We start from the raw sequence: 21,781 nt of genomic DNA on the forward strand, positions 1-21,781 counted from the left end.
GTCTCTTGTTATTGGAGTGTGGGGGTTATATATGATTCAGGTTCGTGCACCTGACTGCCGAAAGCGATCGAGGGCTACCGCTCCGATGATGACAACACCTTTGATAATGTATTGCCAGATATCCGAAACTCCCAGCAATATCAGGCCATTGGAAAGTGTAGCGATAATCAGGGCGCCAATTAGCGTACCGATGATGGTGCCGACGCCTCCTGTAAAGCGTGTGCCTCCCAGAATAACGGCGGCGATAGCGTCGAGTTCATAAGACTGTCCCATTTGCAGTCCGTTGGCCGCCATCAGTCGAGCGGAAGTCATGATAGCCCCCACACCCGCCAACAAACCGGATAGGGCATAAGCAAATAACAGGACTTTCCAGACTTTGATTCCCGACAACCGTGCGGCCTCAGGATTGCCGCCCACTGCGTAAATCTGTACGCCTAATACCGTACGTCGAAGAATAATCCACGAAAGAGCAACCACTACTACCGCGATTACAACCAGCCATGGCACCCCGAACAAACTTTCGTTCCCAATGTAAGCAAAGGACAGGTCGGGATTGAAAACCGTTTTGTCTTCGCCGATGAGGCGTGCGACTCCACGCATCGCAGTCAATCCGCCTAGCGTGACGATAAACGCCGGTAGCTTTCCAAAAGCAACCAATACACCATTGACGAGCCCTAGCAGTAGTCCGACTCCAAGCCCCGCAGCGATGGCCAGGGGAGCAAACCCCGGAATTTGCGATACCAATAGCGCTACTACTGCGGAAACAGCCAGAATCGAACCAACCGAAAGGTCGATTCCACCTGTCAAAATCACGAAAGTCAGACCTGACGCCAATACCACGTTGATAGAGGCTTGCTGACTGATGATTGAGAAATTCTGGACCGAGAAAAAGCTCTCGCTCATCAGGCCAAAGCCTACACAAAGGAGTAACAACACGGGCAGCATGCCCGCCACTCTCATCAATTGGCGCATTTTATCCTGCGCGGAAGCTTCGGGGATGCTTCGTACACCAGGCGTGGTGAAGTCACTTGCTACTTTGCTTTGCAGTGGGGAAGTCATGGGACTAAGTCTCCGTTGGCTAGAGTCAACCTGTCGCTGCCTGTGGCAAACGCGATAATGGCTTCAGGTGTGATATCAAGACCGCTGTGGCCACCGAGTTCGGTGACAAGTTTACCTTCACACATGACCAATACACGGTCGGCAATTCCAACGATCTCTGGTAGTTCACTTGAAATTATCACTACGCAAACGCCGGATGCTGCTAATGCATTGATGATTTTATATATTTCTGATTTAGCCCCAATGTCGACACCCGATGTAGGCTCGTCGAGGAACAATACTCTGGGCTTCATTTCCAGCAGACGAGCCAGCAAAACTTTTTGCTGGTTGCCTCCGGACAGCGCTCCAACATTGATATCTGAGGACGCTTTGATATTGAGTGCCTGGATTGCTTGTTCGGTACGTCCAGTTCCGGCCGTTCGGTCCACAAACCCGGCAAATCGAGCATCACTTCCCACAACACAGACATTGATATTGTCGTGGACACTCATGTCGAGAAAAAGGCCCAGTGCTTTGCGGTCTTCTGTCAGATAGACGATGCCTGCGTTACCTGCATCGCGAGTAGAGCGTATGACTACAGCTTCGCCGTCCATTTCAATCTTTCCGCCTGAGTACGCATCGACGCCTGCGATTAATCGGGCAAGTTCGGTTCTTCCAGAACCCACCAGTCCTGCAATCCCGAGAATTTCGCCGGCATACAGATCGAAACTGCAATCCTGAATTTTGAAGTCATCTGTAAGATTGCGAACACGTAGTATCGGTTGCTCGTAAGAGCACAAAGAGCGCTCATGGGCGTAGAAGCCGGAAACATCGCGGCCAACCATCATCCGGACCAGGGTTTCAGCTGACAGCGTGACGCGATCCAGCGAACCAACGTAATGACCGTCCCGGAGCACCGAAACAAAATCGGACAATGCGTATATCTCGGCCATTCGATGGCTGATATAGATGATCGCGACGCCATCATCACGTAGCTGGCGAATCAATGTAAAAAGACTTTCGGTCTCTTTTGTGGATAGCGGCGTTGTAGGCTCGTCCATCACCAGGATTCGCGTATCGGCATGAATTGCACGCGCGATTTCAACAAGTTGTTGGTCCGCAATCGACAAGGTGCCGACCAGTGCGTGCGGATCAAATGTGACGCCAAGTCGCTTGAGTACTACCAGCGCACCTTCGGTCATTGCCTTGCGGTTTATAACCCCACATCGTCGAATCTCTCTACCCAGGTAGATGTTCTCCACCACGCTCATATTCGCGCACAAGCTGAGCTCTTGATAGATGACGGATATGCCATGGCGCTTCGCATCGTTCACGCCATAGTTTCGAATATCACATCCGTCGATTCGTATAGTGCCACTGTCGGCGACATAGGCCCCCGATAGTATTTTCATCAGAGTGGATTTTCCGGCGCCGTTTTCGCCCATTAGCGCGTGGATTTGTCCAGGGAAAATACTGAGGTCAATGTCATGCAGGACGCGCACTCCATTGAATGACTTCGAGATGGAATGCATTTCCAATAGGGCAGGAGGGGGGCTTTCAGATCCAGTGCTCAGCATAGCTGTTAACTCCTTATCTTCCGATTTGAGAAGCTGTTGAAACCTCTCATCGGTGTTCTTGTTTGAGCAACATAGTCGAAAGGAAAGCGCTTGCGCAAGCGCTTTCCTTTTCGTTCGAGGAATTCTCCAGAAAGCACTTCCATGTCCATCCACTAGGGAAGCCCCGATCAAAGAGAGCTCGAACAGGATGTTAGAAAAGCGCTTGCGCAAGCGCTTTCGTCTCGGCTATGCTTTTTTCAACAAGCGCTGCTGCGTCCATTAATTGGTTCGCAGGATGATCGCTACGATAATAAAAAGGAGTGCCCGGCTATGCTGCATAGCGGATTCCACCATCTCGATTCACAGACTTCAGATGCACTGCGCACCTCGCTGGGTCTTTCACGAAATTGCGGGTTCGTCCCGGCGTCAATTCCGAGAGCCATCGACGCATTTTCTCGCCGTGAGCTTTACAATAGGTAGCAACTGGACATGAGTTCAGCGCTATCCATCAAATCACGCGAGAAAAGGAGTGATGCACAGTGGGCGCAAAGATGAGCGATGTCGCGAGAGCCGCGAACGTATCGATGTCTACGGTATCTCATGTACTCAACGGTACTCGTAAAGTACATCCTGACACCGTCCGTAGCGTGAATCAGGCTGTAGAGTCCGTAGGCTATATTCGAAACTCACTCGCTCGGTCTCTGGCTCGTTCCTCTTCGGGTTCGGGTGCCATCGGTGTGGCGATTGCTACGCTTTCAAACTATTACTTCAGTGAAACAGTACGTGCCATTGAAGCGGCATGCGCGAAAAGCGGTTTGATGATGATACTGGTCAACACGCAAAGAGATCCGGAACAGGAACTTAAAGCGGTCAAGGCACTGCATGAGCGACGTGTTGACGGGATTGTACTCGCCTCGGAATATGATCCGGAAAATCGAGTATTTAATTACTTGAAAGCCAACAAGATACCCACGGTTCTCATCGATCGACTGCTCTCGACGTCTTTCGATCAGGTGGGGGTAGAGAATAAGCACTCATCTCAAGAGTTGATTGCACATTTGATTAAACTGGGTCATCGGCGTATCGGGATGGTATCTGGGCGATTGACTCAGTCTTCTTCTCATGAGCGAATTGACGGCTACCGTGCGGCTTTAGCTGACGCTGGAATTGAGTACGAAGATCAATTGGTTTGCTGTGGTGAATCGGCGATTGCACCGGCAATGGAAGCCACTCGCCGTTTGCTATCGCTAGAGCATCCGCCCACTGCAATAATGACTGCAAACAACTTGATGACCATTGGTGCAATGCAGGCCCTTCGTGAAGCGGGACTTGAGGTGCCAAAGGATATCGCGCTGGTTGGCTTTGACGATTTCGACTGGGCGGATGCTTTTAGCCCAAGACTGACAGTTGTAGCGCAACCTCTCGAGGAACTCGGAGCCCAGGCGGTGAAGCTTTTATTGAAGCGCATCAAGCAACCTGAGGGTCGACGTCAGACTATTAGATTGAAACCCTCTTTAATCCAGCGAGATTCTTGCGGCGCTCCCAAATGACTGTACTCAGGGTTTCGTCCTGAGGATCTAGCGGTGCAGACGTGAATTATTTGACGCTTGTCCACGTCTCGCCGTCTGGATAACTTTTAAACTAAATGACTGGCACCTGGTTTCCTTTTGTCGTGCACGTGTTTGCTGCTTGAGTGGTCCAAGTTCGATTTTGTTTTCTTCAGGTTTCAATGATTTCGTTATAGCGATAGACATTTATTTGAATCGCGATGGAGAACGCTGGCCTTCGCGGGACTAAATCCGATAATTGGGTCGTAACTGCACAATGCAGGGCTTATTCCTGTGATGGCGCTTCTGCGTTTGCAGAATTACAAAACGCCCACATTTGAATGGCAAAAAAAGGGTCGATTGAGACGGCACAAGCCGTATTGGCGAAGAAGGGCTGAGCATGAATAACTACAACAAAACGAATGATGTAACTGCACTGCCGGCATGGCGCAATCTGCTCGACCATCGGGAGAGCATGAAAAATTTTAGTATGCGCGATGCCTTTCGAGATGACAGCAAACGCTTTCAAGACTTTTCCTTGGCGGGCTGCGGGCTTTTTTTGGATTACTCCAAAAACCTGATCACTCACGAAACGCGTTCATTGCTTGTAAACCTTGCTCGTGAGGCAGGCGTGGAACAGGCAGCGCATGCCATGTTCAGTGGAGAGAAAATCAACGGCTCCGAGGGACGTCCAGTGCTGCATACCGCGCTGCGGCGACCAGTTGGGGACGCTTTGATGGTCGATGGTCGCAACTTGATGCGCGATGTGCATGGCGCCCTGGCGCAGATGACTGACGTTGTGAGTCGTATCCATAATCATCTGTGGCGTGGTTACAACGACAAGGTAATCACCGATGTCGTGAACATTGGTATTGGTGGCTCATTTCTGGGCCCGGAGCTTGTCTCTGAGGCGCTCGCGCCTTTCGCACGGCATGGGGTGCGGTGCCATTATCTAGCTAACATCGACGGCAGTGAATTCCGAGAAGTTACAGCCGGACTGAATGTAGAAACAACGCTGTTCATCATCTCCAGCAAAACCTTCGGTACGCTTGAAACCCTGAAGAATGCACAAGCTTCTCGTAGCTGGTACTTGGCTAAGGGTGGGACGGAAGAGAAGCTATATCGCCATTTCATTGCTGTGACAAGTAATCGCCAGGCAGCGCTGGATTTCGGCATCCGTGAAGCAAACATTTTTCCTATGTGGGACTGGGTCGGTGGCCGTTACTCACTATGGTCTGCCATTGGCCTGCCGATTGCTCTGGCCATTGGCATCGCTAACTTCAAGGAGCTGCTATCCGGCGCGTACGCTATGGATCAGCATTTCCTGAACGAACCATTGGAACAGAACCTTCCTGTTCTTTTAGCGGTACTCGGCGTTTGGTATCACAACTTTTGGGGTGCGCAAAGCTATGCGTTCTTGCCCTATGACCATTACCTGCGCAACTTCGTGAAGCATCTGCAGCAGATGGACATGGAGTCAAATGGCAAAAGTGTTCGTCATGACGGCACGGCAGTGTCCTGCAGCACGGGCCCGGTAATCTGGGGCGGCGTGGGGTGTAACGGACAGCATGCTTACCACCAGTTGCTGCATCAGGGAACGCCTCTGATTCCAGCTGACTTCATTGTGCCTGTGGTCAGCCACAATCCAGTGGCTGATCATCAGGAATGGCTGTACGCCAATTGCTTGTCTCAAAGCCAAGCGCTGATGTGGGGCAAAACCCGCAGTGAAGCTGAGGCAGAGCTAAAAGCCAAAGGCCTTTCATCCAGTGAGATTGAACGATTGGCGCCGCATAAAGTGATCCCCGGTAACCGGCCAAGCAATACAGTTGCTCTTGAGATCATCAATCCACATAGCCTTGGTGCGCTGATCGCCCTTTATGAGCACAAGGTCTTTGTCCAGGGCGTAATTTGGGGAGTCAATTCGTTTGATCAATGGGGCGTGGAACTGGGCAAGGAGCTAAGTAACAGCGTCCATGGACTCCTGACTCGCTATGACGCGCAACCGGCTGATGATTCCTCGACGCAGGGTCTTATAGATTTCTTCCGAGGACGTCATCGGGGGTAGAGCCTCTCCCTTTCGAAAACCGGTGCGTGGGAGTTAACCCGCGTACTTTGATTAAAAGCGTGCTGTTCGCGTTATCGGCCTTGTCCAATAAATATAAAAACAAAAGGTGTTATGAATGAACGTTAAAACTCTCAGCGCAGTTCTGGGTGCGTCCTTTGCTGTCGGCTTTTTGCCCGTTGACGCGTATTCAACAGACTTCAGTGGTTATTTCAGAACCGGAGTTGGAGATTCGACTGAAGGAGGGAAACAGTCGTGTTTTCAGCTACCGGGCGCGCAATCCAAATACCGTCTTGGCAACGAATGCGAGCAATACCTGGAGCTGGATTTGCGTCAGGATCTGCTTTCACTGGACGACGGCTCGGTGGTCAGCGTGGAAGGCATGGCACAGTTTTATAACGAGTATGGCCATGAACCAAAATTTGACGGGGAGCACGGCTATACGCGGATGAGTCAGCTCTACGCTGAGTGGAGCAAGATGCCGGTATTGAATGGCGGTTCTTTCTGGGCGGGCCGTCGCTACTACAACCGAAACGACATCAATATTTCCGACTACTTCTACTGGAACCAAAGCTCAACGGGCTTTGGGTTCGACCAGGTCGCATTGGGAGATCTGAAATACAGCTACGTGTTCTCACGCAAGGACAACGTCTTCCAAAAGGATTTTGTCACCCGTCATGATGTGACCGTCAGCGGATTCAACACAAATCCCGGTGGCGAGGTTCAGCTGGGCGTCAGTTATCTGGACAAGCCGAGCCGCGAGAATGCTCATCAGGGCTGGTCGGTGGTTGCCCAGCACAAGCAGGTCGCGTTTCTTGGCGGAGTCAACAAGTTCGCTGTTCAATACGGCCGCGGGCCGGGCACCGCATTGGGCTACACCGGTGATACCACGTTGGATGAGAGCAATAAGAGCTGGCGGGTCGTGGAGTTTTTCGACTGGCAAATGACTCATGCTTTCAGTGGTCAAGTTGAATTGGTCTATCAAAAAGACACGCGCCCTGATGGTGATGATCAGAACTGGTTATCCATTGGTGTCCGGCCAATTTATGCGTTCACGGATCAGTTCAAGTTGATCACAGAAGTTGGGCGCGACCAGGTTGAAGCCGCGGACGGTACCCGAAAACTCACTAAGTACACCATCGCGCCGACCTGGTCTCCGAAGGGCCCGGGATTCTGGGACAGGCCGGAATTTCGTCTGTATTACACCTACGCTACCTGGAACAAGGCTGCGCAACGCGCCGCCACCTTGCAATCTCCGGGATCGGCGTTGTCTGATACCGGTTCGTTTGGTACAGACCTGCACGGTTCCAACGTAGGGTTTCAGATCGAGTATTGGTGGAAATAAACGCCTGAAATGACAGTGGCTGACAATCAGCCCCAAGTCAGATGCGCTGAACGTTGTGACGTTCAGCGCCATCGTTATCGAATATTGTTGAAGCTTTATCAGGCGAGTCACTCAGAGCGAGAGACAACGTCACCCTCCTTTTATCCGGTGATCGAGTTTGTAATTGCGTCACTGTGTCGATTTTCGCATCAACTCTTTGCGCAATTTTCCGGGGGACATGCCAAACATGTTCTGAAAATGTCGAATGAAATGAGGTGCATCGGCGAACCCGCATTCGAAAGCGATTTCCCCTATATGTCGATCCGAGCTGATGAGGAGCCATCGGCCAAACCTGAGTCGAACCTGACGGTAGAATTGGGCTGGAGTGTTGCTGGTTTCGGCGACAAACAGCCGTTCAAGTTGCCGTTTACTGGTACCGACAAGGTTTGCGATTGAGTCAATGTCCAAGGGTTCGGTCATGTGCTTTTCCATCAGCATCACGGCTTCGTGCAGACGCCTGTTCGAAGAACTGGCGTAGCCAAGTGCCTTTCGCCGGTCGACGAAACTGCCGGAACTGCTTTTTGCGACCGTCATCTGATGAACAACTTTGCCGGCCCGATCCGGGCCGCAATGCACCCCAATAAGATGAATGGCCAATTCAATCACCGAGATACCGCCTGCGCAGGTGATCCGATCCTTGTCGATGAGAAAGTCACTGTTGCTGACAAAGCGCAATCTGGGGAACAGACGTTTCCAGTCGTCGCAATGGTAGGCATGTACGCAAGCGGTACGTCCCTCCATCAAGCCATGTCGAGCGAGCACGAAGCTGCCCGTGCATAGACCGATCAACGGCACGTTAGCGGCTGCTGCCTGATGCAGAAATGCCGGATACGTCTTTGGTGCGGCCTCAAGAGAATCAAGCAGCCCACCAATCACCACGATGTAATCAAATTGATGAGGATTGGTGAGCTCAGTGTCGATAGGCACGTCCAGTCCACAGCTGGAAATGACTCTTTGCCCAAGGGTACCCAGTACTTTCCATTGGCAGCGTATCGGACGGCTCTGATCACCCGTATCGGCGGCATGTCGCAGCGCATCGGTCAGCCCTGACAGTGACAGCAAGGGGAAACGCGGCCACAACACAATGCCAATAGACAACTCGGTAGTGCCGCGTTGGCTTGGCGGATGTCGTGCCCGACCATTATCAAGCTCTTCCACGAGGCTTTCGCTGGAGGCCTTGGGCAGTGCATCTCCGAAATGTCGCAAATGTTCAATCATTCATGCAAACCATCCAACCAGTTATACCGCCGATCACCATACGATGAGCGTCTGCCCAACACCATGCTGTTCATAAAAAAACAATCGAGGAGCACGTGATGAAGAAGCCCAACGTTCAACGTATTGCCGGTATCTATGCGGGTCTGCTGGTATCCATGCTGGCCTCGGTACCGGCATTCGCACTGGAAACGGTAGAGCCGGGAAGCCTGACTATTGCGTTCAGCGGCGATATGCCGGGGACCGGTTATAAAGACAGCCGAATGGTCGGCTACGACGGTGAAATCCTTCAACAAATTTCCGAGAAGCTGGGTTTGAAAGTTAAACCTGCGTTGATGGACTGGGCCGGCACCATCGCCTCGGTGCAGGCTAAACGCGTGGATATCATGGCCGGCACCATGGGCTGGACCGAGCAGCGGGCGAAGATCATGACCGTGAGCGACCCGATTCACTATTTCAAGAACGGCATCACCCAGACCGACAAGACCAACTGGAGCAGCCTCAAAGATTTGCAGGGCAAGAAGGTCGGCACTATCACGGGTTTCTCGTTCATCCCTGAGATGCGCAAGATCGAGGGGCTACAAGTGGCGTTGTACGACACATCCGATGCCGCAGTACGCGATCTCCTCGCCGGGCGCATCGATGCAGTGATCGGCGATCCTCCGGTCATGCAATACGCCATTTTCCGCAATGAGCAGTGGCACCTGCACTTCAATGCTTTCACCGACAACGATCCGAATTTCCCCCTGCTAACGGGTCTGGGCCAGGTGGTGTACGGCTTCAATAAAGAGGCCAACCCGCAGCTGGTGGCGGCCGTGAACGAGCAGATCCAGTCTCTCTGGAAAAGCTGTGAAATGCGCAAGATCGGTGCCCGCTACGGCCTGACTCAGGATGTCTGGTATGTGCCGGAAGGCAAGGATCTGAGGCTTGGTGTCGACCGCCCGGCGGACTGGAAACTGCCCGGCTGCCAGTAAGCGCTGGAGCGGATGAGTCGGCCTGATGCCCCGTGCCGATTCATCGCCATGTCTATAACAAAAAGAGGTTAACCAAGATGTCGACCCCGTCCGAACCTGCGTTGCTGCGAGTGCATGACCTGCACAAAAGTTATGGTGATCTGGAAGTGCTCAAGGGTATCAATCTGGAATTGAAAGCCGGTGAAACCCTGTCGTTGATCGGCCCCAGCGGGTCGGGAAAGTCCACTTGCCTGCGTTGCATCAATTATCTGGAAAAACCCACTCGAGGCGATATCTGGCTGGGCGACGAGTTGATCGGGCAGATCAAGGACGGTAAACGCATACGTCTGATGAGTGATCGGGAAATGGCTCCGCAGCGACGCGAGATCGCGATGGTGTTCCAGCTCTTCTACCTCTGGCCACATTTGAGTGTACGCGACAACGTCGCGCTGGGGCCGATCAAGGCACAGGGTATGCCGCGCAAGCAGGCCTATGAGCTGGCTGATGCGATGTTGGAAAAAGTCCATCTGCGGCACAAGGCCGAGGTCTATCCCGAGCAATTGTCCGGCGGGCAGCAACAGCGGGTCGCTATCGCCCGCGCGTTGGCCCAACAACCTAAAGTCATTCTGTTCGACGAGCCGACCTCGGCGCTGGACCCCGAACTGGTGGGTGAAGTACTGGCCGTGATTCGTGAGCTGGCGCAAGAGGGCCGCACCATGATCATGGTGACCCACGAAGTGCGATTCGCTCGGGATGTGGCGGATCGGGTGATCTTCATGGACGGTGGACACATTGTCGAGCAAGGGCCATCGGCGCAGGTTATCGACAACCCCAGCCATGAGCGCACCCGCAGTTTTCTTGGGCGCATGGCCATGGAGGGCGCTTGATGGCGAACTTCGAGGTCTTTCTCGGGCTACTGCCCCTGTTGTTGAAAGGCGCGCTCACCGCGCTGGAAATCGCGCTGTGTTCCTTGCTGCTGGCGAGTGCCGGCGGAATAGTCCTGGCGGTGTTGCTGACGTTCGGTCGGTCACGGGTGTTGCATGGGGCGATCGGCTGTTTCATTGAATGGATGCGCAATGTTCCCGCGCTGGCGCATCTGTTCCTGATCTATTTTGGTCTTTCCTATCTTGGCATCAATTTACCCGCGTGGCTGGCCGCCATCGTCGGCTTGAGTCTGGTGGGCAGCGCGGTGTTGGCTGATATTTTCCGTAGCGGCTTGCAGTCGCTGCATGTCGGTCAGTATGAAGCCGGGCTGGCTGTCGGCCTGAGCCGGATGCAGATCCTGCGTTGCATCCTCTTGCCCCAGGCCCTGCGCGTTACGTTGCCGGCGTTCGCCAACTACGTCACGCAACTGGTCAAGGACACGTCCATCGCCTCGGCCATCGCCGTGCCGGAAATCATGTTCCTGGCGCGCAATCTGGTGACTTCCACCTTCCAGACTTCACTGATCTATTTGGCTGTGATGTGCATCTACGCCGCGATGATTTTGCCGATCGGTGTGGGATTCATTCGGCTCGAACGTCATTTTGGGAGCGCGCGATGATCAGTTTTTTTCAGCAGTACCCAGAGTACTGGAGCGACTGGATCGCTCGCCTGTTGCTCGGTGCAAGGATCAGCGCCGAATTGTCCCTGATGGGGTTCGCTCTGGCGGTCATATTGGGTGCGTTGTTGGCCTGGGCGATGAAAAGCCCGAGTGTCCTCCTGAAACGGTCGGCTGCGTACTTTATTCAAAGCATGCGTGCCGTACCTCTTTTGGCGCTATTGCTGGCCCTGTATTTTGCGTTACCCAGCCTGGGGCTGACGTTGTCTGGCTATTGGGCCGGGGTCATTGGTCTGGGTTTACAGGGCGCCGCTTACGTCGCGGAAATCCTCCGTGGCAGCCTGGATTCGCTGCACCGCGGCCAGCGCGAGGCCGCCATCGCCACCGGACTGACACCGCTGAAAGCGTTTACGTCAGTCATCCTGCCGCAAGCGATTCGCGGCATGTTGCCGCCACTGCTCAACGCCTATGTATCGATCCTCAAGGACAGCTCATTGTGCGCCCTGATCGCTACCGATGAGCTGATGCTGGCGGCACGGGCCATCGCTTCGGAAACCTTCCTGCCCATGCATGTCTTTCTGCTGGTAGGGCTGTTCTATTTTGTTATCGCTTTCCCTCTTTCAATGCTGTCGCGTGTGCTTGAAAAGCACTTTTCACGCGGGCGCAAAACCCTGCGAGGTTGAATATATGAGCACCATAGATCGAGTTACTTCCTACAGTATTGCCCAGTTGCAGCAGGCGCTGGATGCGGGGTGGCTGACTAGCGAAGCGCTGGTTCGTGCGCAACTGGCGCGCATCGAACACTTTGACGAGCAGCTCAATGCCTATGTCGAGGCCTATCCCACGCGAGCTCTCAATGCGGCCATCGCTGCGGATCGTCAACGTGCGGCTGGCATACGACTGGGACCGCTGCATGGCATTCCTCTGGCGATCAAGGACTTGTTCGAGATCGATGGCAAGGCCATCACGGGTGGGTCATTGGCACAGGCACCGCGTGTTTCGAGGTTGACCGCCACCGCAGTGCAACGCCTGGAGCGTGCCGGAGCAATTATTCTTGGCAAGACCCACACCGTCGAATTCGCTTTCGGGGGCTGGGGCACCAACGCGGTGATGGGCACGCCGTGGAACCCATGGGACCGCAACGTGCATCATGCTCCGGGTGGCTCAAGCAGCGGCTCGGCAGTGGCCGTGGCCAGTGGGTTGGCAAGCGCTGCGTTGGGCACCGATACCGGTGGCTCGGTGCGAATTCCGGCAGGCATGTGCGGCTTGGTCGGGCTGAAAACAACGCGTGGGCTTATCAGTCGCCATGGCTTGATCGAACTGTGTCCGTCGCTGGATTCGGTGGGGCCTATCACCCACACAGTTGAAGATGCGGCGTGGATGCTGGATGCACTGCTGGGCCCGGACCCGCTGGATCCGGTTTCGGCCCAGGCACCTGTATTCAGCGCCGCTGCCGGTCTCAATCAGTCGGTAGCCGGTTTGCGCATCTGGGTGTTGCCACAGGCCGAACGAGCGCATGTCGCTCCCGGGGTGCTGAAGGCTTACGATTTGGGGCTCGAGCAACTGGCCGCGTTGGGCATGCAACTGATCGAGCAACCGCTACCCACGTCGTTGGAGCAGTGCATGCGCATCGCGGGTGGGCTGATGAGTGCCGAAGGTTATGCCAGTCTGGGTAGCTTGTTCGAGCGCGACGATCTGCGTTTCGACCCCCATGTTCAACGTCGCGTACTCAGTGGTCGCGCCATCGACGCAGCGTCGTATATCCAGTTGCACAATCAGCGCCGCGCCGCTCGGCACGCCATGCAGGAGGCCATGACCAACGTAGACGCCTGTGCTTTCCCGACTAACGCTATTGGCAGTGTGCCGTTGGATGAGGTCGATGAATATGGCACGCCGCTGGCCTTGTTGGGGCGGTTCGCCAACTTGCTGAACCTGTGTTCGGTGGCGCTGCCCATCGGGTTCGATGAAAAGTGCATGCCGGTCTCGATGCAGATTGTGGGTCGGGCATTCGCCGAACCGCTGATTCTGCGCATCGGCCATGCCTATCAACAGGTCAGCGATTGGCACACGCTACGGCCTGAGGGCTGGGAGCTGGCAGATAACGCGGTTGCGTGATGGTATATCTGTCGAGATCATGCTCACGCAATAGCGACTTTCGGCAGTGACGATCACGGGTCACTGCCCTTGATACAACAGCGTCAACGCGAAGGCGACCAAGAGGAAGGCTGAGGTGTAATCTATCCACTTTAACCAAGAGGCGTTCAATCGTTTCACGACTGACGAGCATGCTCCCGCAAGGCCTGCCCACCATAGTGAAGACCCAAGAAATACCCCGAGCACAAGCCATGCGCCAGTTGTCATGTCTGATTGACTGACTCCCAGCCCGGCAAACAGCGTCACGAAGCCCAGGATGGTCATTGGGTTGGACAGTGTCAGCAGGCATGTGGTCGAGTACATACCCCATAGATCCCGGGTGGTTGATGAAATGGCGGTGACGTCACCTTTTTTTCGCCAGGTTTTCCAGGCCAGGTAAAGAAAGAAAGCTGCACCCGCAATTCGCAAATATCGGGTATCACCGATCAGCGTCAATAATCCAGTCAGTCCAAATAGAGCAGTCAATGCATAGGCCGCATCAGCTGTCGCCGCTCCCATCCCGGTCGTGAAACCTGCCTTGAATCCTCCTCTTAAAGTATTTTGCACACACAGTAAGCCTATCGGCCCAACGGGAGCAGCAATCGCCAAGCCCAGTAGCATTCCCTTGATCAACATGACAGGATTCTCCTTTTTCGGGGCCTCCATTTTGAATGGCTCACCTCTGCGAGTCCCATTGCGATTTGATGGTTTGCAGGCCTCTCCACCTAACAAACGATGTTTTCAATGCCGATGACCGACAGACCTCTCGACCGCTTGGACAAACGCCTTTTGGCAGAACTTCAGGTGGACGCTCGGTTGAGCTTTGCTGAACTGGGAAGGCGCGTGGGGCTCTCGACTCCCGCTGCGGCCGAACGAGTTCGCAAGCTTGAAGATCGAGGTGTGCTACGAGGCTATCGTGCTGAACTCGATAGCCATTCCATTGGTTATCCGGTGACAGCATTCATCAGGCTATACGTCCCTACGGAACACTATGCCAAGGTATTGTCGATCATTGAGGGCATGCCTGAGGTGCGAGAGGCCCATCACGTAACAGGCGATGCTTCATTCGTACTTAAAGTTGTTGCGGCCTCATTGGCTGCGCTGGAAACGTTAATCTCCTCCTTTGATTCATATGGCGGCACCGAAACTTCGGTTGTTCTTTCGACTCGCCTGGCCACCCGTGGCCTACCTATCAATCCCTATTAGCCGAGTTGGGCTTCCAGCGCCGACAAGCTGAGTTAATTTCGTAACTTTTCACTAATTTGGCGAGATAAAAAAGTATCGACTGAGAATGGGAATTGATATTATTCATTAATTCTCGCCGAGCTCCTGATGTGCCCGGCATCTTCTTAAGGTTTGTATGTCGATGCGTCGAACTCTCGTTTCTCTGTGTGTGATCCAAGCCATTTCCCAGACCACCTGGGCTGACCAGGCACCGACTGATCCTGCGTCAATAGAGTTACAAGCGATCGACATCAACGGCACATTCGAAGAGCCGGCCCAAGGACCCGTCCAGGGGTATCGAACGACCCGTTCGACCAGCGCGACGCGCACCGACACTCCGATTCATGAAACCCCACAATCCATCAGCGTGGTCACCCGGGATGTTGTGGAAGACCTCGGCGCCACCCGCCTGCAAGACGCTCTCGATTACGCCGGTGGCGTGGGCCGTGCGAACAATTTCGGCGGCCAGGGCCTGACCACTTTCACCGTGCGTGGCTTTACCACCGGTGAGTTCTACCGCAACGGTTTCCCGATCAACCGCGGTTATCCGAACATGCCCGATGCCAATACCATCGAGCGCCTGGAGGTCCTGCGCGGGCCAGCCACAACGCTCTATGGCCGTGGCGACCCGGGCGGCACCTTCAACGTGGTGTCCAAACAACCCCTGGCCGAACGCACCGTCACCCTGGGCAGTCAGCTCAACGATCAGGGCATGCGTCGCGGAACGCTGGATGCCTCAGGACCGCTGGATGATGAAGGACGACTGGCCTATCGGCTGAACGTGATAGGCGAGGGTGGCGACACCTTCCGCGATCACGTCGAAAACGAGCGTTACGGTGTGGCGCCGGTCCTCGGTTGGCAGGTCAACGACACTACCCGTATCACCTTCGAAGGCGATTTCATGCGCAATAACGCGCCGCTCGATCGGGGCGTGACTCGCTATCGCAATCAAATCGGCGTCGCGTCGCGGGATACTTTTTTCGGTGAAAAGGATGTCGGCAAGCTGCACAACGACAACAACATGGCGCAACTGCGTTTCGAGCATTTCCTGAACGACAACTGGACCTTGGGCGGCGGCACGCAATTTCTTGACGGCAGCCTGCAAGGTAATGCCGTCGAAGCCAACGGTGTCGCTGCCGACGGCCGAACGCTGGGACGCAACTTCAACTACCGCAAGCTGGAGTGGCAAGACCTTGATGTGCAGTTGAATCTGACCGGGCATTTTTCCACCGGTGGATTCGACCACACGTTGCTCACGGGCATCGAGTATGAGGATTACGATTACAAGTCGATCATCCGTCGCTCCAGTGGGGCGGTGAGTGCCTACCCCATCGATATTTTCAATCCGGTCTACGGCCAGCCGCGTCCGGCGTTGACTCGCACCACCACCCATGATCAGGAAAACCTCAAGACTTATGCCGCTTTCGTGCAAGATCAGGTAACGCTGACCGAGCGCTTGAAAGTCTTGGCAGGTGTGCGTTTCGAACGCTTCGAGCATGATTACGACAACAAACTCGTCAACGGTGTGAGCTGGACCAACAGCGACAACGCTGCCACCCCGCGCCTGGGTCTGATCTACGACTTGACTCCGACGGTGGCGATCTATGCCGACACGGCGCGGTCCTTCAAGCCCAACAGCGGTGCCAGTCGAACGGGCGGCGGTTTCAAACCTGAAGAAGGCAAATCCTACGAGGTAGGTGTCAAGTGGCAGGCCCTTGATCGTCAATTAAGCGTGGACGCCGCGGTGTATCAGATTGAAAAAAGCAACGTCCTGACGACAGACCCGGTGGACTCGACCTTCAGCGTGGCGGCGGGCGAAGTTCGTAGCCGTGGCTTCGATCTGAATGTGGCCGGCAACCTCACGCCAGAGTGGCGGATGATCGGTGGCTATGCCTACGTGGATGCCGAAGTTACCCAGGACAACGTGCTGAAGTCAGGCACCCGCCTGATGAACATTCCGCGCGACAGTTTCAGCCTGTTGAACGTCTATGAGTTTCAGGACGGTGGCCTCAAAGGACTGGGCCTGGGGCTGGGCGCCAAGTATGTCGACGAGCGCGCCGGCCAGACTGCGGCCAATGCCTTTTCCATGGATAGCTACAAGGTGTTCGACCTGCTCAGCTTTTACAAAGTCAACGAGCACCTGCGGCTTAACCTTGACCTGAAGAATGTGTTCGACAGCCACTATGATGAAGGCGCCTTTGGCAACGTTTACGCCTATCCGGGCGCGCCGAGAACCGTACAAATGGGTTTCTCGTACACTTTGTAGGTAGATAGGTAGCGCCCTTGCTATGAGGACGGCATTGACAAGGGGCTTCGTCGTCGGCAGGTAAGTACGTCCAATGGGATCAGCTTCATTTTTTTGCCATCGGTAGGCGACGAGTAAGCTCCGTTGGTCATGCTAATGGGACAATGATTCAGGGATGTCACTCCAATGAGCGTAACTAATTTTCTCGAAGGAGATTAGCCATGACCAAACGACAACATCACGGCTTTTCTGATGACCCTCAGAAAGTCAAAGAGGCGGGGCGCAAAGGTGAAACAAAAGCCAATGTCGCCACTGACAAGGCGGAAAAAGCCCGAATCGGTGGGCAGCATAGTCATGGACAGACACGCGGAGAACGATGATACGCCTGCACGACCTGCTGACATGCTCGTGTCAGCAGGTCGGGATCTCATAAAACGCCCACCTGGTCGAGTGAGTGGTTGGGAATCACTATTACGACAAGTGGTCCATGATAACTTTCAGCCGACCGTCCCGGTCGAAGTGATAACGCTGCAGATCCCTCGCCAGGATCAACACGCCGGTGAAGTGTGCCGCTGCTTCCTCGCGGATGTCTTCGATTGACGGACTGCGCTCGGGACTGGATTGGTAGCGCGCACTGAAATGAGTAAGAACCAGATTTGGAATGCGTGCCGATTCGGCAAAACGTGCCACTGCGGCTGCACTGCTATGCCCATAACTTGTCCGCGTGCGATCGATATCCACGAGGGCGACAGGATTGATGAAGAGGCGCTGAAGACGCTGATTCGCGCCGCGGTGGCGCTCAATACGTTGACATAAACAGGCTCTCGCACCGTCCTTCAGTGGCCCGTTTAGATCAGCATCAAGCGCTCAATTGAGACTGTTTGGTTGTGTTACACAACTAATTAATCATTTTCGTTCAAGGTGCTTGCCGTGGCTCATTCCGCAAACTTGCGGATAAAAAATGGCACTGTTTAGATCGATTATTTCTTTAGGTTATTTATATAGTTCTGGCTCGAATATCTATAACGAATAAATCCACGTCTTCGTTTTGATTCTGTATGCGGTGAAGAGCATTTAGCCGCTATAACAGACGGCGACGTATCGACCGCGACACTAAAGCGGTTTCAACATCAAATTCTGCTGCTCGGCCATCATCTTGTCGTCCCTTCGCCAGTCCTTAGAATCCGCCTCCATCAGCTTCGTCCAACTATCGAATCGCTTAGGGAGTTACACCATGATGAACGCCATGCAGATGCCAATGCCGATGATGAACGCCAACATGCCGACGATGCCTATGATGGGCATGCCGATGATGATGGCGACCATGAGCTGCGAAATGATGGACGACGGCATTATGTGCAAAATGATGCCGGCTGCGGGCATGGACATGGCCATGTTCAAGAACAGCGCTGAAATGATGCAGATGATGATGAACTGCGGCATGCCGATGATGATGCATTGCGGCAATATGAGCATGATGTGCATGTCCCAGGCGAGCATGGCCATGCCGATGATGAACATGATGATGCCAATGCCGATGATGGGCATGCCGATGCCGTCGATGAAGTGCGTGATGGAATGCACCATGATGGCCGACTGCATGATGTGCAAAATCATGCCGATGACCGGCATGAACATGGACATGATGAAAAACTGCTGCGACTTGATGATGAAAATGATGAACGATTGCAGCATGCCGATGATGATGAGCTGCAACGGCATGCCGCTGATGTGCTGCACCTGCTGATCCCTGACAGCAGCACAAAAAAAGCCCCCGCGACCTTACGGTTGCGGGGGCTTTTTCATTCAGGCGGACACCATATCCCCCCTCGGCGTGAGGCTTGCCCGCGAAGGCGGAGTGTCAGCCAATATCCATGTTGAATGTTCATTGATCCTTCAGGTGTTTAATCCAGGCGTTCCGGGTAAGTCACCACCAGATAAGCCACTGCCTCACTGTCGGCGGGGTTGCGGTAGCGGTGGGGCTGATCGGCGTAGAAGAGGATCGAGTCGCCGGTGGACAGCAGGTAACGTTCATCGTTGACGCTGATTTCCAGTACGCCCTGCGACACCACCAGGTTCTCCTGAACACCCGGACCATGCCCCTCGCAATGGTCTTCACCCAAAGGGCTCAGGCGCAGTTCGTAAAATTCCGATTGGCGTGCCACATCAAACGGGAACAGAGCGCGGCTGATGAAGGCTCCGTTGGCGCTGACCAGGCGTTTGCTTTCACGCGCCGACAGCACGGCTACACCTTCGAAGGCCCGATGCTCAAGAAAGGCGGCCACCGAGACCTTCAGGCCTTTGGCAATTTTGCACAGCACTTTGATCGAGGGCACGCTGCGTCCGGACTCGATCTGCGCCAGCATTGCCCGGCTCACACCGCATTGTCGGGCCAGCGCGTCGAGGGACAAGTGACGCTTGCCCCGCAGCCTTTGCAGATTCTGGGCGACTCGCTCACAGATCGGCTCTTCTTCCAGTTGTTCCAGATTATTCAAATCCGTCACGGGTTCATCTGCGCTCGCCAGAAATCGCGAGGGTTGCTGCGCGTTCATGCGTGACGGCTCTCGGTCGAATGTGCGGCCTGAATCCACTGAAAAGCCTGTAAACCGGCGTTACGTGCATACATCTCCCACATGGCCCGTGCCCGTTGCTGAGCCTGTTTGCGTTTGCGGTAACTGGCGAAGTCGATGAGGTTGTCAGTCGGATTCATGGGGCACTTCACTGTGATGATGAATGACGGGATGAGCTGAGAGTACGTGGATATTTTTATAACTATAAATACTGATTTTGTATTTATTAATTCTATTTGGTTCTTGTCGGTTGGGCCGGGCGAACCGCGCTGCAAACCCTCGCAGGCTCGACAGCTGCTACAAAGAGTGCGTCGAGGCTTGATTTATCGGCATTAGGATTTACGCAGCACAAGCAACAGCAGCGCCGCAGCCGCCAGCACCGCGCCGACGATGAAGGTGCTGGCGGAGCCCGAGGTCTCCCACAGCGCGCCGGCGAGCACACTGGCGATCAACAGGCACACGCCGCTGATCAGATTGAACAGGCCGAATGCCGTGCCCCTGAGATGTTCGGGCGCGGTGTCGGCGATCAGCGTCGCGAGAATCCCTTGGCTGAAGCCCATGTGCAGGCCCCACAGGGCTACGCCCGCCAGCATGGTCATGATCGAATCCGCTTGCGCCAATAACAGGTCCGCCAGGATCAGCAGGACGATGCCGACACACAGCACTTTGGTGCGGCTGATCCGGTCGGATAACCAGCCGGCCGGGTAGGCGGACACCGCATAGAGCAACGACATGACCACCATCACCATCGGCACCCAGGTGACCGACAGGCCTGTTTGCTGCGCTTTCAACACCAGAAAGGCCTCGCTGAAACGGGCCAGCGTGAAGAGCCCGCCGATGATCACCACCCACCAATAATCACGGGAAAAATCCCGCAGAACCTTCCAGTGGATGGGCGAGCGAAAGGCGCGTTCGCCAGCGACAGCGGTCGGCTCCTTTACCCCGCCGACAATCAGCGCCACCGATATCACTGCCGGGATCACCGCAAACCACAACACCAGATGGATCTGCCCGAGCCAGAGCATCAGCACGATAGCGAGGATCGGACCCAGAATGGCGCCCACGGTGTCCATCGATTGGCGCAAACCAAAACAGGCGCCGCGGATTTCGGCGGGTGCGATATCGGCGACCAGCGCATCTCGCGGCGCGCCACGAATGCCTTTGCCGATCCGATCCAAAAAACGCGCGGTGAACACCACATCCACCGAATGCGCGAGAGGAAAGAGCGGCTTCGACAAGGCGGCTAGACCGTAGCCCATCAACAGCAAGCCTTTGCGCCGGCCGATAAAGTCGCTGAGGGCGCCGGAGAATATCTTGGTCAGCATCGCGGTGGCCTCGGCGATGCCCTCGATCACCCCGACGGTCAATGCGCTCGCGCCCAAGGTTGTGACCAGAAACACCGGCAACAGGCTGTGCACCAGCTCTGAAGACAGGTCCATGAACAGACTGACAAAACCCAGGGCCCAGACTGTGGAGGGGATACGCAGTGAAGCCGGTCTGGGTTTTGAGAGGTTGTCCATGCTGGTTTCCGGGATTGAATGCTCACCGATTGTTTATGTCGCCAACCCCAGCGATCAGGCCTTAAAGATTCTGACTCAAAAACAGCAACGTATTGCCATGCGCTTCAACCGCCGCCCGCTGGTTATAGCTGTCCCGGTGTGAGCAGTTGAAGCCATGTTCGGCCCCCGGATAAACCTCGATATCGACGTCGTCGTTGAACTCGAAACGCTCGGCGATTTGTTTCACGGCGTCGATGGGGATGTGGCTGTCCTGTTCGCCGAAGTGCATCAGCATCGGCACCTTGAGTTCACTGGCCCGATCCAGTTGGTTCTGAATTCCGCCGCCGTAGTAGGCGATCGCCACGTCGACGAAACCGTTGGCCGCGGTGTTGTACGACAGCATGCCGCCGAAGCAGAAACCGATAGACGCGATCCTGCCGTCCAGCCCTGGCTGCGCCTTCAGGGCGTCGATGGCCAGTTTGATGTCGGCCTGGGCCTTGGTGGTGTCGGTGGCGTTCATCAGCTCGACGGCGCGTTTCCAGCCGGCTTCGTCGTAGCCCAGTTCGATACGGTGGCCGTGGCGCCAGAACAGATCCGGTGCGATGACCAGGTAGCCGTCGGCGGCGTATTGCTCGGCGACCGAGCGAATGTGTTCGTTGACGCCGAAGATTTCCTGAATCAGCACAATTCCCGGACCTTTACGGGTGTGGGGGATGGCCAGGTAAGCGCCGAATGTGCCTTCTGCGCTGGTGATCTCGATCCATTGGGTGGTCACGCTCATGATGGCTCCTTTACATAAGTTGGGTGGGTTATCG

At 54.9% G+C, this 21,781-nt stretch carries 20 protein-coding genes and 2 pseudogenes; 13 read left to right on the top strand and 9 right to left on the bottom strand.

What is annotated here, in order from left to right; all coding sequences use genetic code 11:
- Positions 1 to 36: 36 nt before the first annotated feature.
- Complete coding sequence (locus CKW20_RS23235) at positions 37 to 1,059, bottom strand: ribose ABC transporter permease (protein WP_095054986.1); 1,023 nt, start codon at positions 1,057 to 1,059, stop codon at positions 37 to 39.
- Positions 1,056 to 2,615, bottom strand: a complete 1,560-nt coding sequence (locus tag CKW20_RS23240) for a sugar ABC transporter ATP-binding protein (RefSeq protein ID WP_095054987.1) — start codon at positions 2,613 to 2,615, stop codon at positions 1,056 to 1,058. Before CKW20_RS23240 ends, CKW20_RS23235 begins: the two co-directional genes overlap by 4 nt.
- Before the next feature lie 518 nt (positions 2,616 to 3,133).
- Here CKW20_RS23240 and CKW20_RS23245 point away from each other — a divergent pair.
- The 3 genes from CKW20_RS23245 to CKW20_RS23255 all read left to right on the top strand — a co-directional run bounded on the left by CKW20_RS23245 (position 3,134) and on the right by CKW20_RS23255 (position 7,548).
- Positions 3,134 to 4,144, top strand: coding sequence for a LacI family DNA-binding transcriptional regulator (locus CKW20_RS23245; RefSeq protein ID WP_008073818.1), 1,011 nt, complete (start codon positions 3,134 to 3,136; stop codon positions 4,142 to 4,144).
- Positions 4,145 to 4,541: 397 nt separating this feature from the next.
- Positions 4,542 to 6,206: a glucose-6-phosphate isomerase gene (gene pgi / locus CKW20_RS23250; protein WP_095054988.1), complete on the top strand. Its 1,665-nt coding sequence runs from the start codon at positions 4,542 to 4,544 to the stop codon at positions 6,204 to 6,206.
- A 115-nt stretch (positions 6,207 to 6,321) separates the two neighbouring features.
- Positions 6,322 to 7,548, top strand: coding sequence for a carbohydrate porin (locus CKW20_RS23255; protein ID WP_095054989.1), 1,227 nt, complete (start codon positions 6,322 to 6,324; stop codon positions 7,546 to 7,548).
- 168 nt (positions 7,549 to 7,716) lie between these two features.
- On the opposite strand, the gene CKW20_RS23260 is transcribed toward CKW20_RS23255, so the two are convergent.
- Positions 7,717 to 8,805 carry a GlxA family transcriptional regulator gene (locus CKW20_RS23260; RefSeq protein WP_095054990.1) on the bottom strand — a complete coding sequence of 363 codons (1,089 nt, stop codon included), beginning with the start codon at positions 8,803 to 8,805 and terminating at the stop codon, positions 7,717 to 7,719.
- A 98-nt stretch (positions 8,806 to 8,903) separates the two neighbouring features.
- On the opposite strand from CKW20_RS23260, the gene CKW20_RS23265 reads away from it, so the two are divergent.
- The 5 genes from CKW20_RS23265 (at position 8,904) to CKW20_RS23285 (ending at position 13,410) form a co-directional block, all read left to right on the top strand.
- Entirely contained in the window at positions 8,904 to 9,776 is an 873-nt protein-coding gene (locus CKW20_RS23265; RefSeq protein ID WP_095054991.1) for an ABC transporter substrate-binding protein, read from the top strand.
- Positions 9,777 to 9,853: 77 nt separating this feature from the next.
- Positions 9,854 to 10,642: an amino acid ABC transporter ATP-binding protein gene (locus tag CKW20_RS23270; RefSeq protein ID WP_086945812.1), complete on the top strand. Its 789-nt coding sequence runs from the start codon at positions 9,854 to 9,856 to the stop codon at positions 10,640 to 10,642.
- Positions 10,642 to 11,298: an amino acid ABC transporter permease gene (locus CKW20_RS23275; protein ID WP_095054992.1), complete on the top strand. Its 657-nt coding sequence runs from the start codon at positions 10,642 to 10,644 to the stop codon at positions 11,296 to 11,298. The genes CKW20_RS23270 and CKW20_RS23275 overlap by 1 nt, the downstream gene beginning before the upstream one ends.
- Positions 11,295 to 11,978 carry an amino acid ABC transporter permease gene (locus CKW20_RS23280; RefSeq protein WP_095054993.1) on the top strand — a complete coding sequence of 228 codons (684 nt, stop codon included), beginning with the start codon at positions 11,295 to 11,297 and terminating at the stop codon, positions 11,976 to 11,978. Before CKW20_RS23275 ends, CKW20_RS23280 begins: the two co-directional genes overlap by 4 nt.
- A gap of 4 nt (positions 11,979 to 11,982) precedes the next feature.
- The gene (locus tag CKW20_RS23285) at positions 11,983 to 13,410 is read left to right on the top strand and encodes an amidase (RefSeq protein ID WP_095054994.1); all 1,428 of its coding nucleotides are present in this window, start codon (positions 11,983 to 11,985) and stop codon (positions 13,408 to 13,410) included.
- A 60-nt stretch (positions 13,411 to 13,470) separates the two neighbouring features.
- Here the strand turns inward: CKW20_RS23285 and CKW20_RS23290 are convergent, their stop codons facing one another.
- On the bottom strand, positions 13,471 to 14,064 hold the full coding sequence (locus CKW20_RS23290; protein ID WP_095054995.1) for a LysE family translocator: 594 nt from the start codon (positions 14,062 to 14,064) through the stop codon (positions 13,471 to 13,473).
- A gap of 108 nt (positions 14,065 to 14,172) precedes the next feature.
- Here CKW20_RS23290 and CKW20_RS23295 point away from each other — a divergent pair, with 108 nt between their 5' ends.
- The 3 genes from CKW20_RS23295 (at position 14,173) to CKW20_RS23305 (ending at position 17,277) form a co-directional block, all read left to right on the top strand.
- Positions 14,173 to 14,634, top strand: a complete 462-nt coding sequence (locus CKW20_RS23295; protein ID WP_218228015.1) for an Lrp/AsnC family transcriptional regulator — start codon at positions 14,173 to 14,175, stop codon at positions 14,632 to 14,634.
- 160 nt (positions 14,635 to 14,794) lie between these two features.
- Positions 14,795 to 16,918 (top strand): TonB-dependent siderophore receptor, encoded by a 2,124-nt coding sequence (locus tag CKW20_RS23300; RefSeq protein WP_176466954.1) that lies wholly within the window; start codon positions 14,795 to 14,797, stop codon positions 16,916 to 16,918.
- Positions 16,919 to 17,118: 200 nt separating this feature from the next.
- A complete protein-coding gene (locus CKW20_RS23305) occupies positions 17,119 to 17,277 on the top strand; it encodes a KGG domain-containing protein (protein ID WP_095054997.1) in 159 nt (52 codons plus the stop codon).
- A 91-nt stretch (positions 17,278 to 17,368) separates the two neighbouring features.
- On the opposite strand, the pseudogene CKW20_RS23310 reads toward CKW20_RS23305, so the two are convergent.
- Positions 17,369 to 17,632, bottom strand: a pseudogene (locus tag CKW20_RS23310) (MBL fold metallo-hydrolase); the annotation flags it as partial.
- On the opposite strand from CKW20_RS23310, the pseudogene CKW20_RS30000 reads away from it, so the two are divergent.
- Together CKW20_RS30000 and CKW20_RS23320 are read left to right on the top strand one after the other, a co-directional pair.
- A pseudogene (locus tag CKW20_RS30000) lies at positions 17,621 to 17,713 on the top strand (DUF1801 domain-containing protein); the annotation flags it as partial. The pseudogenes CKW20_RS23310 and CKW20_RS30000 overlap by 12 nt on opposite strands.
- 418 nt (positions 17,714 to 18,131) lie before the next feature.
- Positions 18,132 to 18,644: a hypothetical protein gene (locus CKW20_RS23320; RefSeq protein WP_176466955.1), complete on the top strand. Its 513-nt coding sequence runs from the start codon at positions 18,132 to 18,134 to the stop codon at positions 18,642 to 18,644.
- A 157-nt stretch (positions 18,645 to 18,801) separates the two neighbouring features.
- Here the strand turns inward: CKW20_RS23320 and CKW20_RS23325 are convergent, their stop codons facing one another.
- The 4 genes from CKW20_RS23325 to CKW20_RS23335 all read right to left on the bottom strand — a co-directional run bounded on the left by CKW20_RS23325 (position 18,802) and on the right by CKW20_RS23335 (position 21,747).
- On the bottom strand, positions 18,802 to 19,449 hold the full coding sequence (locus CKW20_RS23325) for a helix-turn-helix domain-containing protein (protein WP_095054998.1): 648 nt from the start codon (positions 19,447 to 19,449) through the stop codon (positions 18,802 to 18,804).
- A complete protein-coding gene (locus tag CKW20_RS29650) occupies positions 19,446 to 19,607 on the bottom strand; it encodes a hypothetical protein (protein ID WP_176466956.1) in 162 nt (53 codons plus the stop codon). Before CKW20_RS29650 ends, CKW20_RS23325 begins: the two co-directional genes overlap by 4 nt.
- Before the next feature lie 192 nt (positions 19,608 to 19,799).
- Complete coding sequence (locus CKW20_RS23330; protein ID WP_095054999.1) at positions 19,800 to 20,987, bottom strand: MFS transporter; 1,188 nt, start codon at positions 20,985 to 20,987, stop codon at positions 19,800 to 19,802.
- A gap of 61 nt (positions 20,988 to 21,048) precedes the next feature.
- Entirely contained in the window at positions 21,049 to 21,747 is a 699-nt protein-coding gene (locus CKW20_RS23335; protein ID WP_095055000.1) for a dienelactone hydrolase family protein, read from the bottom strand.
- Positions 21,748 to 21,781: the final 34 nt, after the last annotated feature.

It is taken from the genome of Pseudomonas sp. Irchel s3b2, from assembly GCF_900187445.1.
Classification (GTDB): domain Bacteria; phylum Pseudomonadota; class Gammaproteobacteria; order Pseudomonadales; family Pseudomonadaceae; genus Aquipseudomonas.